Annotated in this window: 11 protein-coding genes; 8 read left to right on the top strand and 3 right to left on the bottom strand. The window is 50.8% G+C overall.

The annotated features are described in order from the left end of the window. Positions 1-116 precede the first annotated feature (116 nt). Positions 117-821: a GNAT family N-acetyltransferase gene (locus tag M8Q36_RS04690; protein ID WP_249880155.1), complete on the bottom strand. Its 705-nt coding sequence runs from the start codon at positions 819-821 to the stop codon at positions 117-119. A gap of 531 nt (positions 822-1,352) precedes the next feature. On the opposite strand from M8Q36_RS04690, the gene M8Q36_RS04685 reads away from it, so the two are divergent. From M8Q36_RS04685 to M8Q36_RS04660, 6 genes are all read left to right on the top strand, one after another. Further along, positions 1,353-3,278 carry a type VI secretion system Vgr family protein gene (locus tag M8Q36_RS04685; protein WP_249880154.1) on the top strand — a complete coding sequence of 642 codons (1,926 nt, stop codon included), beginning with the start codon at positions 1,353-1,355 and terminating at the stop codon, positions 3,276-3,278. Next, the gene (locus M8Q36_RS04680; RefSeq protein ID WP_249880153.1) at positions 3,278-3,697 is read left to right on the top strand and encodes a DcrB-related protein; all 420 of its coding nucleotides are present in this window, start codon (positions 3,278-3,280) and stop codon (positions 3,695-3,697) included. The genes M8Q36_RS04685 and M8Q36_RS04680 overlap by 1 nt, the downstream gene beginning before the upstream one ends. 2 nt (positions 3,698-3,699) lie before the next feature. Continuing rightward, a complete protein-coding gene (locus M8Q36_RS04675) occupies positions 3,700-8,217 on the top strand; it encodes an RHS repeat-associated core domain-containing protein (RefSeq protein ID WP_249880152.1) in 4,518 nt (1,505 codons plus the stop codon). Positions 8,218-8,225: 8 nt separating this feature from the next. Then, entirely contained in the window at positions 8,226-8,660 is a 435-nt protein-coding gene (locus M8Q36_RS04670; protein WP_249880151.1) for a hypothetical protein, read from the top strand. Between the two features lie 267 nt (positions 8,661-8,927). Next, on the top strand, positions 8,928-9,650 hold the full coding sequence (locus M8Q36_RS04665) for an RHS repeat-associated core domain-containing protein (protein WP_249880150.1): 723 nt from the start codon (positions 8,928-8,930) through the stop codon (positions 9,648-9,650). Positions 9,651-9,658: 8 nt separating this feature from the next. Next, on the top strand, positions 9,659-10,315 hold the full coding sequence (locus tag M8Q36_RS04660) for a pentapeptide repeat-containing protein (protein ID WP_249880149.1): 657 nt from the start codon (positions 9,659-9,661) through the stop codon (positions 10,313-10,315). A gap of 746 nt (positions 10,316-11,061) precedes the next feature. Here M8Q36_RS04660 and M8Q36_RS04655 read toward each other — a convergent pair. Beyond that, positions 11,062-11,649, bottom strand: a complete 588-nt coding sequence (locus tag M8Q36_RS04655) for a DUF4291 domain-containing protein (protein WP_249880148.1) — start codon at positions 11,647-11,649, stop codon at positions 11,062-11,064. A 611-nt stretch (positions 11,650-12,260) separates the two neighbouring features. On the opposite strand from M8Q36_RS04655, the gene M8Q36_RS04650 reads away from it, so the two are divergent. Further along, positions 12,261-12,734: a hypothetical protein gene (locus tag M8Q36_RS04650; protein ID WP_249880147.1), complete on the top strand. Its 474-nt coding sequence runs from the start codon at positions 12,261-12,263 to the stop codon at positions 12,732-12,734. 347 nt (positions 12,735-13,081) lie between these two features. Further along, positions 13,082-14,059, top strand: coding sequence for an AEC family transporter (locus tag M8Q36_RS04645; protein ID WP_249880146.1), 978 nt, complete (start codon positions 13,082-13,084; stop codon positions 14,057-14,059). A gap of 17 nt (positions 14,060-14,076) precedes the next feature. Here the strand turns inward: M8Q36_RS04645 and M8Q36_RS04640 are convergent, their stop codons facing one another. After that, positions 14,077-14,871 (bottom strand): SDR family NAD(P)-dependent oxidoreductase, encoded by a 795-nt coding sequence (locus M8Q36_RS04640; protein WP_249880145.1) that lies wholly within the window; start codon positions 14,869-14,871, stop codon positions 14,077-14,079. Between the last annotated feature and the right edge of the window lie 122 nt (positions 14,872-14,993).

Below are 14,993 nucleotides of genomic sequence, written 5' to 3'. Positions count from 1 at the left end.
CACCGTTAACCAGGCCACCTGGGCGGGTTTCACCTGCGGGTGCAGGCAATGCAGAGCGTGTAATAGCGTTATTCGCAAGTGCCATGCGTTGAGGTGTGAATCAACGCATGGCGCTGTCAGTAGCGGCGGAATGAAGAGAGTTTATGCAACTGGCGACCGCGACCGTCAAAGTTATCCTCGTTCAGCCAGCCATTCATCATTGAGGAGAGACCCGACCATTCGCGCACGGTAATTGAAAACACCGTAATATCGCTCAGCCGTCCTTTACGGATTTTCTTTTCGCGCAAAATCCCTTCTTTCACAAAACCAATGCGTTCCGCCGAATGAATCGCATCCGCGTTATAACTGCCGGTGCGCCATTCACATCTGCGATACTTCAATTGATCGAAAAAGTAAGACAAAACAAGATAAAGACTTTCAGTACTCATACGGGTTCTTTTCATTAACGGCGTCCAGTTAACGTCTCCAATATCGAAAGAACCATTTTCCTGATCGAATTTCCCGGTATAGAAAATGCCTTTTATTTGCTTATCGGCTTTATCTTGTACCGCGAAATAGACTCTGTCAGGACGTGACGCGAGATTTCTGAGATAGGCATAACATGCGGTCATATCTTTCGGCCGGGGATCTTCAAGATAAGTCCAGTCCCGGTCATCATCGATGCTTTGCCATTCCGGGAAGAGATCTTCCGCGTGATCCACGACAAGCGGTACAACGTCGCAGTAACGGCCTTTAAGCGAAATTTTTTCTGGCAGCGGGCGTTTTGTCCAGTCCTGGATTTCCTGACCAATGCGCTGTCCATACTGATTAAAAAATTCCATTATCCCCTCCTGATTATTACGAATTTAATCCTGCTTAACTCTTATTTAATGGGTGTTAAATGGTAATGATGTATAGAGCTATATTTTATCGGCATATAATTATGAGACTTTATATAATCACGGAAATAATATAACGGCGGGTGTTTTAAAAACTTATACTGCTTTTCATCTGGCGTGTCTGCGCTTTCGCGTGAAAGTGGGATAATAATCGCGAAACAGGTATTGCATAATTTAACTTAGCATTTTTGAATAACACGGCTGCAACAGCGCAATAGCAATTTAGCGGTATGAGATTTGGCCTAAGCGTCATTTTTTAGAGATTATTCAGCGTCTGCTTGTAAAAAAATGACTCTTTTTTTAGTAGGTTAATCGCGGATTAGGATAATTCCTGGCATTTCTTGCCGCGAAAAACCAGACAATATTGATCTTTTTGTTTACAGCAATCGTGCGGTAGCTTTTTCTCAAACCCGTAACGTTAAACTTCTGGACAGCACCCGGAACCGTGCATGTCCCTACGTCAGGATCCGATTTATGAGCAATCGAATTACTGTTCAGTTACCCGTCGATGGACTGCTTTTCTGGAAAATCTCCGGACGGGAAGCGCTGTCCGAAGCCTTCACCTTTAACCTGCAGTTGCTGGGCACCGACGCGCGAATGGACCGCAGCACGCTGCTGGGTAAATCGGTGACTGTCGCAATACCAACACAAACGCTGACCGGCGCGCCGCGCTACCTTAACGGCAAAATCACCCGCGTGGCGGTGAGCGCCGTTGAGCTTTCTGGCACCCGTTATGCGGTGTATCAACTCACCGTCGAGCCGGATCTCTGGCCGATGAAACGCGACCGCAATCTGCGTATCTTCCAGGGCCAGACAGTACCGCAAATCGTCAAAACCCTGCTCGGCGAATACCAGGTCAACATTGAAGACAAACTGACCGGCAGCTATCGCACCTGGGACTACTGCGTGCAGTACCAGGAGAGCAGCTTTGATTTCGTCAGCCGCCTGATGGAGCTGGAAGGCATCGCTTACCACTTCCGCCACGAAGCGGACAAACACACGCTGGTGCTGACGGATGCGGCGACTCAGCATGATCCCTTCAGCGGTTACGAAACCATCCCTTATCACCAGACCCCTTCCGGTGGCAGCACCGATGAAGAAGGTATCAGCCAGTGGGCGCTGGAAGATAGCGTAACGCCGGGGCTTTATAGCCTTGATGACTACGATTTCCGCAAACCCAACGCGTGGCTGTTTCAGGCGCGACAAAATCCGAGTTCACCCACGCCAGGCACCATTGATGTTTATGACTGGCCAGGGCGCTTTGTCGAACACGGTCACGGCGAGTTTTATGCCCGCATCCGCCAGGAACGCTGGCAGGTGGAGCATCAGCAAATTGAAGGCACGGCAACAGCAATTGGCATTGTGCCGGGCAGTACGTTCCAGTTGACCAATGCGGCGTTCTTTAACGATAACGGCGAGTATCTGGTGACGGCGGCGAACTACTTTTTTGAAGAGAACCGGTACGCCAGCGGCGCTGACAGCGAAACCATTCACCGCATTGATTTCAGCGTTATCCCCTCATCGGTGGTGTTCCGCCCGGCGCAGCAAACCGCGTGGCCGCGCACGTACGGCCCGCAAACTGCGCGTGTTGTTGGCCCGCAGGGGGAAAGCATCTGGACGGATAAATATGGCCGCGTGAAGGTGAAATTCCACTGGGACCGGCTGGCAAAAGGCGATGACACCAGCTCCTGCTGGGTGCGTGTCTCCAGCGCATGGGCCGGGCAGGGCTTCGGCGGCGTACAGATCCCGCGCGTGGGCGACGAAGTGGTGATTGACTTTATCAACGGCGACCCGGACCGACCGATTATCACCGGACGTGTCTATAACGAAGCGAGTATGCCGCCGTGGGCGCTGCCCGCTGCCGCCACGCAAATGGGCTTCCTCAGCCGCTCAAAAGATGGTTCGGTAGACAACGCCAACGCCCTGCGCTTTGAAGATAAAGCAGGCGAAGAACAGGTGTGGATCCAGGCGGAACGTAACATGGATACGCACGTCAAAAACGACGAGACGCATACCGTCGGCGGTTCACAAAGCGTAAGCGTCACGCGGGATTACACCGGTTCAGTAGCGGGCAAACACACCCAGGCAACGCAGCTTTCGCACGAACAACTGGTTGGTGGCGGCTTTACACAGATGGTGCAAGGGCCGCTGGTGCAGGCTTCTGACAACAGTATTCAACTGGTGGCGGGGCAATCGGTGCTGACGCTGGGCGCGAACGGCACCGTCACGCTGAAATGCGTGGATTTTCAGATCGATGCTATCGGTTCGGGGGCTATCAACACCGCAGGCCTGCTGGATTTAAACCTGACAAAACCGACAAAAGGTGAAGATGCGCAGCCCACCATTGCGCAGATCCAGGCGGCGGTAAAAGCGGCATTTAATCAAGGGACGGATAAATAATGGCGACGGCGCAATTTGTACTTTCCGAAGGCGAACTCACGCTGCCGGATGCTTACCAGGATCGCAGCATTAACGTGCTGAAATTCAAAGAGAACAATGCCACGCTGGTAATCACCCGCGCGTGGGATATCAAACCCGGCGACGAAGAGAGTTTCCTGAACCAGCAGCTGGCGAAAGTGAAACGCAGCATGCGCAAAGTGGTGATGGGTGAAACGCAGGACAGCACGGTTGCTGGTCAGCCTGCCCGCGAAGTGTCGCTGCGTTTCGAAAACCAGGGCGCGGTGATATATGAAAAACTCGCCGTGACCCGCATTGACGATCACCTGCTGGTGCTGACGCTCAGCCGTACCATGCCCTTTGATACGGACGCAGATGCGTTCTGGACATCAATCCGTACAGGTTTACAGCTGAGGGCGTAAGGATGACGGATTACATCGCGGCCCGCATTGAAGACCCGCTGGTTCATAGCTCTGCGCTGGCGGATCTGGTCAGTGGGTTGGTAGAAGGGGCGATTGTCCTGGGGATCATGTTCGTCGCCGGAACGGGCATTGGCGCCGTGGTGGGCGCGGTGGCGATTGGCGCACTGATGGTCAGCGGCACGCTGGGCAAAATTGGCGATGCGGCCGGGAAAATGGTGGATGCGCTCATCGACCCCGGACCGCCGGATGCGCATATCGTATCCGGCTCGGACGATGTCTTTATCATGAAGAAAAATGCCGCGCGCGCCGCCGCGACGGTAGACAGGGACTATTTACAAAACCTTGCCGCCGCGCCTGCCGATGAGAGCATCGACTGGGCAGCCATCGGCATGTTAGCCCTTGCTGGCGCCGCGGCGGTGATGAAAACCGCCCTGAACCCGAGTGCGGCGCTGCTGGCGGTTGCCGAACGCGCCAGCCATCTTACGCTCGACGACATGAAAAAGTGGGGCTCCAACCTGTGGGAAGATTTGACGCAGCCGATGGTGGAGAGCGCCGATCCGCATGCCACCCCGATGCCGAAAGATAATGTCGACTGCAAAAAAGGGCACATGGTTACCAGCAGTAACTTTGTCGCCCAGGGCTCCAGAACCGTTTTAATCAACAACCAGCCTGCCGCGCGCAACGGTGAGAAAAGTACCTGCGAAGCCGAAATCAAAGTCAAAGAAGATCCGCGCGTGCGCATCGGCGGCGAAACCATTACCGTGCGCGATATCCGCAGCGGCAAAAACCAGCTGGCTTACCTGATTGGTAACCTGCTGGGGAGCCTGGGGATTGGCGCGCTGTCGCGCCTGATTAAAATGGCCTGTGAGCGCCAGCTTATTCGCGGCCTGCTCAAAGAGATCATCTGCCCGCTCGGCGGAATGGCCGTTTCACAGGTGGTTTCCGCCGCGGCCATCAGCGCGGTGAACACCGCCTTCCCGGTGAACATTCCCACCGGGGCAAAAGTCCTCGCCAAAGAAGAGGATCTCGATTTTGTGCTGCCAGACCGTATGCCGCTTTACTGGCAGCGCATCTACCACAGCCGCAACCGCGCCACCGGCATGCTCGGCACCGGCTGGATGCTGCCGTTTGAAACACGATTGCTGCGCCTGGCCGATAACCAGTTGATCTTCCGCGATATGAGCGGGCGCGAGCTGGGGCTGGGCGAAGTGCTCAGCGGCGATATGATCTCCTACCCGGAAGATGGCCTGAAGCTGTTTTGCAGCCCGAACGGGGCGATGGTGATTCAAACCGGCGACGGCGAGCAGCAGATTTATGAGCCGGATCCAACACGGCCCGGCGAGTGGCGTATGCACCGTCTGTATGACCGCCACGAAAACGCTCACTATTTTAGCTGGAACGAACAAGGCCAACTGGCGCGTATCTCCAGCGATAACGAAGCGCTGGACGTGGAGCTGGAGTACGAAGCAACGTTCGGACGACTGCGTGCGGTTTACCAGGTTTACGGCGGCGCGCGCCATCTGCTGGTGTCCTATCGCTATAACGAACAAGGACAACTGATTGCCGTTACCGACGCTGATGATATTGTCACCCGTCAGTTCGGCTGGGATCGCGCCAGCGATATGCTGGCCTGGCACGGCTTTTCAACCGGCTTAACCGTCCATTACCAGTGGCGACCCGCAGCCGATTCCAGCCACTGGCGCGTGAGCGCCTATCAGGTGCATGACGAGCAAGGCGCGGTGCTGGAAAACTGGCGTATCGACGCCGATGAAATCAAACGCTACGCACGCGTCAGCAACGATGAAGGCGTGGTGAGCGAGCACCACTGGGATGCGCTGTATCGCATCACGAACTATACCGATGTGCACGGCGGCAACTGGCAATTTAGCTGGTCCGGGAAATCCGAGCAGCCGCTTGCGGTGATTCAGCCGGACGGCGGTCGCTGGGAATATGCGTGGGACGATCGCGGCAACATGACGCTGGAGCGCGATCCGCTCGATCGCGCGACGCTGAAAACCTGGCACCCGCTGTACGACTTCCCGCTGACCGAGGTGTTACCGGACGGCGCAAGCTGGCGCTATGAGTACAACCTGGCGGGCGATGTGGTGTCGTTGACCGACCCGGAAGGCGGCGTGACCCGCTTTGAGTGGAACGACCAGGGCGATTTGCTCCGCCGTATCGATGCGCTGGAAAACAGCCACCACTTTTGGTGGGATGCGCTGGGGCAGTTGATCCGCGAAGAGGATTGCTCCGGCAACCTGAGCCGCCGCCAGTATGACGATGCCGGTCGGCTTGTGCTGACCACCGATCCGATGGGCAACACCGAACGCTATATCTGGAGCCCGGCAGGTCGCCTCAAAACGTTCATCCGCGCCGATGGCCGCGAAACCCTGTTCAGGTACAACAAAGCCGGTCTGTTATGCGGCCAGAGCGTAGATGGCGTCAGCGAGCGGAAAGTGACGCTTAACGCGCGCGGGCAAGTGACAGAAGCTGTCGATCCCGCCGGGCATGTTACCCGTTTCCGCTTTAACCGCGCGGGTCGCCTGGTGACGCTAACCAACGCCAACAACCAGCAATGGCGCTTTGATTACACCGCCACCGGCTTGCTGACGCGCCAGTATGATTACGCCGGTCGGCAAACCGAGTATCAGTACAACGCTCTGCAACAAGTGGCCACGCTGGTGCGCCACCCTGTTAGCGGCAGCAACCTGCCGCCGCAGGTGATGAACTACGAATATGACGCGCTTGGGCGCATGATCGCGCGGGAAACCGAGCAGCACCGCACCGAGTATCGCTATAGCGAACTGGCAACGGAAGTGCGCCGCTATGTCTACAGCGAGTGGCGTCAGGCGGCGATTGATATGCGCGAACCGGGAAACGCAGAAGTGATTGTTTTCCGCCGCAATAAACTTGGCGACCTGGTGAGCGAGGAGAACCACGCTGGCAAATTCGAACACCAGTACGACGCATTAAGTAACCTCAGCGCCACCACGTTCCCGGACGGGCGGCAGATGCAGTACCTGCGCTACGGCACCGGGCATCTGCTGGAGATGCAGCTCGTCTTCGGCGGCAAAACGCTGCCTATTACCGACTACCAGCGCGACAAACTGCACCGCGAAACCCATCGCACGCTGGGCGCGCTGGAGCTGGAGACGCAGTACGATATCGTCGGGCGCATCACGCAGCGGCGCTGCATGGACAATGTGCGTGACCGGCTGGTCTTTGAACGCCGCTATCAGTGGGATCGCGCCGACCAGATTATCCGCCAGATGTATACCGACGGCGCGCCGTCAACACCTGCGGAGAAATACCGTCAGTCGCTGTGGGGCTACGACGCGGCTGGACGCATGACGCAGAGTATTCAGCCAACCGGCGAGGAGCGTTTCTGGTATGACGCGGCGGACAACCGCACCACGCCGGATTTACCGCCGGTGTGGGACAACCTGCTGAAACGCCTGGAGGGCGTGCGCTGGGAGTACGACGGTTTCGGGCGCATGACCGAACGCCACGACAGCTATCGCGGCACGGTGCAGCGCTTCAGTTATGACGATGAACATCGCATCAGCCAGGTAATCATTGAGGGCGACGCGGAGTTCACCCGGGCCGAATACCGCTATGACGCGCTCGGTCGCCGCACGGAAAAACAGGTGTGGCGACGCCATACCCGCAACGCGGAACGCACGCAGTACGCATGGTCGGGGCTGCAGATGGTCGGCGAGTGCAGCGACAGCAATCCGGACGCGGCCGTGCAGTATATCTACACGGAAAACAGCTACGAACCGCTGGCCCGCGTCGACAGCCGCGGCGAGCATGCGGATGTTTACTGGTATCACACGGAGCTGAACGGTCTGCCGGAAAAAGTGACCGACAGCAGCGGCGACGTTGTCTGGCAGGGCGTTTCCACCACCTGGGGACGCAGCGAGCGGGAAAGCAGCAACGCGGACTGGGATGTGCCGCAGAACCTGCGCTTCCAGGGCCAGTACCTCGACCGCGAAACCGGACTGCACTACAACACCTTCCGCTACTACGACCCCTGCGGCGGGCGCTACACCCAGATGGACCCGATAGGGTTACTGGGTGGGCTGAATACCTATACGTATGTGGTGGATCCGCTGGGGTGGGTGGATCCGCTGGGATGGAAGAGTTGTAGGTTACAATATATGGGTAGAACCCCCAGTAAAAACTCTCGTACCGGTCGTGCAGTAATTCAAAGAATGCGGGAAGAGGGAAGGATAATAGGTTCGGGGAATAACATGAGATTCAAAAGTTCTACCGATGGTAAGTGGTATCCTGTAAAAATGGCTGACATGGCACATCTAACAGATGCCGTTTCGTATTGGAACCAAAAGGGAGGATATTATGGCGCTAAGGCATCAGAGGTAAGGGCATGGATGAGAGACCCTAATAATTACGAGCTTGAATATTTTGGACATAACCGCTCACAAGGGGCAAAGCTATTAGAAACCTATAAAGATCCTTCTACTTTCATCGGGCCTGCTGAAAGAACACAATATTTTTAGGAGAAAAAATGAAAGAATTATCGCAAATCAACGCTGAATTAGAAAACCGTATTATCGGTATTATCACAGAAGGGAATGAATGTGATGATAATAAGGATTTTAAAGCAGCGATTAATAAGTATGATGAGGCTTACGATATTTTGCCGGAGCCGAAATTTGAATGGGAAATGCTTAGTGCGTGGCTGGCTGGAAGTTATTTTAATGCATATTTCTCATTGGGCAAATTCTCAGAGGCAAAACATTGGGCAGGTATTGAGTTAAAATATAGGAGTTCAGATATTGATGTGGGGCCTTTTATGGATATTGGTATGGCATCATATGAACTTGGAGAACTTGATGAAGCTTATGAAAACTTTAATGCGGCTTATCTGTATGGTAAGGAAAGGCCATTTAAAGAGTACCCAAAAAAATATCTGAAGTTTTATCTTGAAAGAAAGATATAAATTCTGTTTTTTACAGCATCGACTCTTTGGTCTTCATGGCTGTGATTAATGTTAGCCGGAAATGATCCTTCCGGCCTTCATTTATAAAACCAAAACAACGGCGGTTTTCCTTATTTAAATATTATCTGTATATGTTTCTGGTAAAACAGGGTGCATAATATTTGAGTTATGACGGTTATAGCATCCGCCAGATGATTATTGACATTGAGCCGAAGTGAATGAAAGCGGCCCGCCCGTTCGGTTTTGTTGGACGGTCTGCCGGAAAAAGTGGCCGACAGCAGCGGCGATATCGTCTGGCAAGGTGTTTCCCCCCCCTGGGGACGCAGCGAGCGGGAAAGCAGCAACGCGGACTGGGATGTGCCGCAGAACCTGCGCTTCCAGGGCCAGTACCTCGATCGCGAAACCGGACTGCACTACAACACCTTCCGCTACTACGACCCCTGCGGCGGACGTTACACCCAGATGGACCCGATAGGGCTACTGGGTGGGCTGAATACTTATGACTATGTGCCGAACACATTAAGGTTTATCGATCCGCTTGGGTTGGCAGCATGTGGTGTGGGTTCCGGTGGTAAAGGGTTAGGAGGTCACCAGGCAGTCGATCGTGCCGCTGCTGAATTAGATACAGCTGCGCAACGTGCGTCACGATTACTCGACCGAGGGGGCCATATGAATACAGCATGGGGAAAAATTTATCAGCGATGGGCTAATAATCAATATGTACCTCAATGGCTTAAAAATGTTTCCCGAGGCAATGCTATTCAACAAATAACTGATAGACTGATATTAAACAATAGATATTTAACTGATATAGACATAAAGCGGAATGTAACGGGTTCATGGTGGGGTAATCTCCGTCCTGACTATCATGCAACTTTACCTAATGGAAAAGTTGCTGTGTTTGATATAACAACGCCTGGCCAGGCTCCCAAAATTATGAAATATAATGTTGACGGCGTAACAGATTTTTTGATCAACATTCTTTATTGAGGCGTTTTATGAGTAAGAAATTAAAAAAAGAATTAGTTGAGAGATGGAACCATGAGTTGGATTTTGGTATCAATCATAATCTTAAAAAAGAAAACTGGAAGGATAAGAATACGCCTAATTCTCGCTGGGTTGAGCATCCTTTTGGCATAACTGAAGAAGGTAAACTCGATTTTAGAGGTTTTCCATTTAGAGAACCTCTAAAATTTCATTATCTACAAGATATAGATTTTTCTTACTCATTAACACTTAATGAGATGACTAAAGGGTATGGTATGTCTCGCGGTGGGAGCATTATTTCATCTATAGTTGAATATTGCTCTTTTGTTGAGTCTTTAATGCCTGCGAATTTATCTGAAAAATTCGTTGGATGTAATTTTGATAAGGCTGTTTTTGACTCGACAAGAATAAATGCATTATTTGAATCCTGTACTTTCATTAAATGCAAAATAAAAAATGTTCTTGGCGAGATGAGGTTCATTAATTGTAACTTTGCGGGGGCTAATCTGACAAAATCTAATTTTTACTCCTGTTATTTTGAAAATTGTCAGTTTGATAAAGCGAATTTCTCTGGATGCAATATTTCAGGATCAACGTTCGTTGGTACAAAACCATCAGAGTCTCAGATAGCAAGTTGTGCCGTGGCAGATAAATTGAAATTTATGTGAACATAAATTCCTCAGGAGATATTTTTTGGCTGATTTAATTATTTGAGTTCGATCACGCCCAAACTTTTTGTTTGGAATTATCGGGGTCTAAATATTGGCGTTTATGCGGTGTGCGGATTTATTATAGCTAAATAAATTTAATTGAAAGCTATTGCGAAAGGGGGGCGCTGCTTCTTTTTCAGAATTAGGTTATGTTACCACTACTGGTAAAGTATCTTTCTTAAATTATATGTTCTGGCGATAGTATGTATATTCGTAATGACTGATACGTCAGGAATTCTCTTTAGACTCTTTTGGAATAAAATGAATAATGATTTCTCGATTTTAGATGAATTAATTATGGATGTGGTCGTAAAATCAGGCTTGCAGATACGCCTGGCGAGGGAGAGATAAATACATTGTATCGGGAGTTAGACGTTTTTTGTGATACGGATAAAGATAAAAATCTTGTTCCCAAAAAAAATATTTCATGCGCGTTTTATCCTTCACGATAACCTGGAAGGTATGCTTCAATATTCATCAAAGGGAAGCTCTACTTATTTTTTTTTGAATTTAATTCTATGGTCAATGAATATATTGAGAGGTTGTTTTTAGGTTAAAGATGATTTTTATATGGTTAAAACTGTTCTGGTGATAAATAATGACATAAAAAAGACTATTATGAACATCCCGTTAATACATCCAGCCTTAATGGCTGATTGTATTGTTTCGAAGGTTACACCATATTTCAATATATCCCACTTTAATTAAATATCATAAACCCGCTCCTCCGGTAGCAACGCAAGTGCTTCATTAATGCGCTCACTCTCTACCAATTCATGAATTTTCGCGGCAAGTTCTGTAACATCGCTAATGTTCACAATCCATTTCTGGCAGTAATCGGCGACCGCCTGATTGCGTAATCCTATCTGTATCGTGCGGTGTTCCAGTTTGTTCAAACGGATATCACGTTCCGGATCCCACTGGATCACCACATCTGACGCTTTTATTTGGCTTTGCCACTCAGCTTCTTCTGCGCCTGAGTACCGGTGATGGCTCAAAATTCCCTGATTAAGGATTTGCTTAAACCCGTCATGGGTAAGATCAATCGCCAGAATCCGATGCTGATTTGGATCTTTCTTTCCCCAGCCGGAGCGGTACATCATCCACAGAAAAGAGGGTTTAATCCACGTCATGCGGGTCATACTGAAAGGGGGCGAGACGAAGGTGCCATGCGCAAGCGCGCTGTCTGCGATGGTGTCGGAATAAGCCTGGTAAACGCGGATAAAATCGTTGTTGTAAAATGCTCTTAATTGCTTTTCGGCAGTTAATTCATCTGCCTGGTTTTTTTTCATTATTCGTGTACTCATTCTAAGTGAACATATTGCCTGGTCATTCTAGCACAGCGTTTATCGTCGAGGATAAGCACCATACCAAAGCATAAGAATTATTAGTGTTCGAATAATCTCATTCATACGCCAACCGCATTCCTAATCTGCTGATGTAACAAATTACATTCACCATAAAAAATATTAATCGACAATCTCTGGCAACGGAAAATGTTGTCGCTCTTAATTATGCCGCTAACTGTTTTTCATTCGATGTGATTGATAGCATAAGCAATGCATACGCCTTTCGGAAATTCCTTATCAGACTTGAAACGCATACCAGTGATAAAATGTGTTCGAAACGTGACGGGTAGACCTACCAATAACCGTAGTTTTTATAATGAAAATATAGCGTATACGATTTGTCGTACATTATTTTATGGACATAACAGCCGTTATTCGATGAAAAAATATTTATAAAAGAAAAGCTAATGCATGCGCTACACTGCATAGAAAAGTGCATCCTTTCAAGGAACTGATAAAAGAAATTACTCGCATCTAGTATTGGTTTATCCTGGGTTTACTTAATTTTATATATCGTGCATCAGAGATGGTTTAATGGTTACGGAAGGATGTTTATGGTTGACTTTAACGCGGATATTGTGAGCTTTATATCATTAGGTAATGTTCTTCTTGGCGATTCCATTGACCTTTACCTGGAAGACATTTTTAATAATTATACTGTGGAAATTAAAGAGTATTCTCTGCCTGCACCGTCCAGTGAAATCCGGTATGCTTATTCGATACAAAATGGCACGCTAATAATAGTAACCACCACGGATGATATTATTGTTTCAGTCGGCTGCAATGAAAATTATGTTGGGAAATATAAAAATAGATTGTATGCTGGTATAACCATGCAAGAACTTTCTCAGCGTAGCAAAGACCTGCGAATCCTGAATGGTGCGCTGATTGTTGACCAGGACTACGGTCTCTCATTTACGTTGCCGCCGCCATATGATGAGATTGCCGATTCCCTTGGGCAAATCCCACATGATTTATCACTTAATGAAATTTATGTGTGCGATCATTCCGGCTGGATAAACGGATAATAAGCCTCTTTTCGAAAACTCTGTTGATAATGATGTCTGAGGCAATATTTTTGTGCTAAAGGCAAACTCAACAGAGTTTTTATATCGATATTAACAACGCCATCGTACCCAGCTAATACACAATACTATTGACCATTAATCGCAGCTGCTTGACCAGGCGACAATCCCTGCAGGCGCATGGAGGCAGCAGGCGTTAACGCCAGTGCTGTGAGCGTTGGGTTATACGACATGCTTTTTTCAGCTAAAACCTCAAAGCTGGCGTCAGGCACGCTGACGGCGGTGATACCTTCCCCTATACTGCGGAAAACAAAAGAAAATAACCGCTCGCTACATTTACAGGGTAAAGAATGGATACGGCTGAATTCTTCGCGCAGCTCGCGCAACAACTGCTGCTCTCTGCACCGCTTTTTTTATTGATTGCACTGGGATATTGCCTCGGGCGCGTCGCCGGTTGGCCGGAATCGGTCAACGAAGGGCTCAACCGCTTCTGCTTCAATGTGGCAATCCCATGCATGCTGTTCAAAGTGATGAGCAAGTTCTTCGAAAGCCCGCCGGTGGATATGCGGCTGCTGATTGCCTACTTCGGCACCTGTTTTGTCATCTATGTGATTGGGCGCATCGCAGCGAAAAGCCTGTTCCGTATGGACGCGGTTTCGGCCTCGGTGTTCGGCCTGGCGGGCATTTTTTCCAATAACGTGATGCTGGGCATTCCTGTGGCCATTATTTTACTTGGCGCATCGAGCCTCTCGTCGGTGGCGCTGGTGCTGGTGTTTAACAGCCTGATTTTATGGACCCTGGTGACCGTGTCGGTGGAGTGGGCGCAAAACGGCAGCTTCTCAGCGCGGGGAATTGGCAAAACGCTGGTGAGCGTGCTGCGCAACCCGATTATCATCGGTATCTTCAGCGGGTTCGCCTGGAGTTTTTTGATTCATCGCCCGCTGCCGGCATTCCTCGATAGCCCGGTAAGCATGGTGGCGCAGGTCGCCGCGCCATTAACGCTCATCACCCTCGGCATGAGCCTGTCGCGCTATCAGATCCGCAAAGGATTAGCGGAAAGTTTGACCATCTGCTTGCTGAAACTGATGTTGATGCCTGCTTTGATTTGGTTGATTGCCTGGTTGCTGCATCTGCCGCGCGAAGAGAGCCAGGTGGTGGTATTGCTGGGGTCGATGGCGGTGGGGATTAACGTCTATTTGATGGCGCAAAAATTCCAGGTGCTGCAGGGCGCGACGGCGACCAGCATGCTGCTTTCCACCTTGCTGTCGACCGTGACCACGCCGCTGTTTATGATCCTGATGACGCATTTCTATCCGAACTGGCCCTGAGGCCAGCCGGAAAGCCGTCAAACGATATCATCCACCACGCCGCCGTCCACGCGCAGCGCTGCGCCGGAGGTGGCGGAAGCCTGTTTCGAACAGACATAGACCACCATATTCGCCACCTCTTCCACGGTGGCGGCGCGCTGGATAACTGAACTCGGGCGATTGGTCATCACAAACTCTTTCGCCAGCGTTTCCAGTGATTTACCGGTCTTTTCCATCTCTTCTTTCATCATGCCGGCAAAACCGTCTGACATTGTTGGTCCGGGCAGTACGCTGTTAACAGTGACGCCGCTGCCGGCGACAAATTTCGCCAGCCCGCGTGCCAGCGAAAGCTGCGCGGTTTTCGTCACGCCGTAATGGATCATATCCGCCGGGATATTGAGCGCCGATTCAGAAGAGATAAACACCACGCGCCCCCAGCCTTTTTTCACCATTGCGGGCAGCAGCGAACGCGAGAGGCGCACGCCAGACATCACATTGGTTTGCCAGTAATTTTCCCAGGTCGCATCGTCGGTGGCGTAAAAATCCTGCGGGCCGTAAATCCCGGCGTTATTCACCAGAATATCGACCTCGCCGCTCGCTTTCAGCAGCGTTTCCACGCCCTGCGCTGTGCCGAGATCGGCAACGGCGGTACGCAGCTTCGCACCCGGCACCTGTTTTTCCAGCGCCGCTTTTGCCTCATTCACCGAACCTTCGCTGCGCCCGTTAAGGATCACTTCCGCGCCGCTTTCTGCCAGCCCTTTAGCAATGGCAAAACCAATACCGCCCGTTGAAGCGCTGACCAGCGCGACTTTACCGTCGAGTGAGATTTTCATTGTCTGCCCCTTATCCAGTGGATTTCACAAATGTATTAAGGCTAGCAGTTGGGGCACAGCGCGCGTTGCCAATTGTTGCTCATAAAATGTGCGCGTCGGGTTAATACCCGCCGCAGTATGAC

Origin of the sequence: Kosakonia sp. R1.Fl (assembly GCF_023516815.1) — a bacterium.
GTDB lineage: Bacteria > Pseudomonadota > Gammaproteobacteria > Enterobacterales > Enterobacteriaceae > Kosakonia.
This window is presented reverse-complemented; position numbering and strand designations above follow the sequence as displayed.

Excerpts from the sequence above, each read along its gene's own strand:
- M8Q36_RS04690 (WP_249880155.1), bottom strand. The coding sequence starts at position 821 with ATGGAATTTTTTAATCAGTATGGACAGCGCATTGGTCAGGAAATCCAG.
- M8Q36_RS04685 (WP_249880154.1), top strand. The coding sequence starts at position 1,353 with ATGAGCAATCGAATTACTGTTCAGTTACCCGTCGATGGACTGCTTTTC.
- M8Q36_RS04680 (WP_249880153.1), top strand. The coding sequence starts at position 3,278 with ATGGCGACGGCGCAATTTGTACTTTCCGAAGGCGAACTCACGCTGCCG.
- M8Q36_RS04675 (WP_249880152.1), top strand. The coding sequence starts at position 3,700 with ATGACGGATTACATCGCGGCCCGCATTGAAGACCCGCTGGTTCATAGC.
- M8Q36_RS04670 (WP_249880151.1), top strand. The coding sequence starts at position 8,226 with ATGAAAGAATTATCGCAAATCAACGCTGAATTAGAAAACCGTATTATC.
- M8Q36_RS04660 (WP_249880149.1), top strand. The coding sequence starts at position 9,659 with ATGAGTAAGAAATTAAAAAAAGAATTAGTTGAGAGATGGAACCATGAG.
- M8Q36_RS04655 (WP_249880148.1), bottom strand. The coding sequence starts at position 11,649 with ATGAAAAAAAACCAGGCAGATGAATTAACTGCCGAAAAGCAATTAAGA.
- M8Q36_RS04650 (WP_249880147.1), top strand. The coding sequence starts at position 12,261 with ATGGTTGACTTTAACGCGGATATTGTGAGCTTTATATCATTAGGTAAT.
- M8Q36_RS04645 (WP_249880146.1), top strand. The coding sequence starts at position 13,082 with ATGGATACGGCTGAATTCTTCGCGCAGCTCGCGCAACAACTGCTGCTC.
- M8Q36_RS04640 (WP_249880145.1), bottom strand. The coding sequence starts at position 14,871 with ATGAAAATCTCACTCGACGGTAAAGTCGCGCTGGTCAGCGCTTCAACG.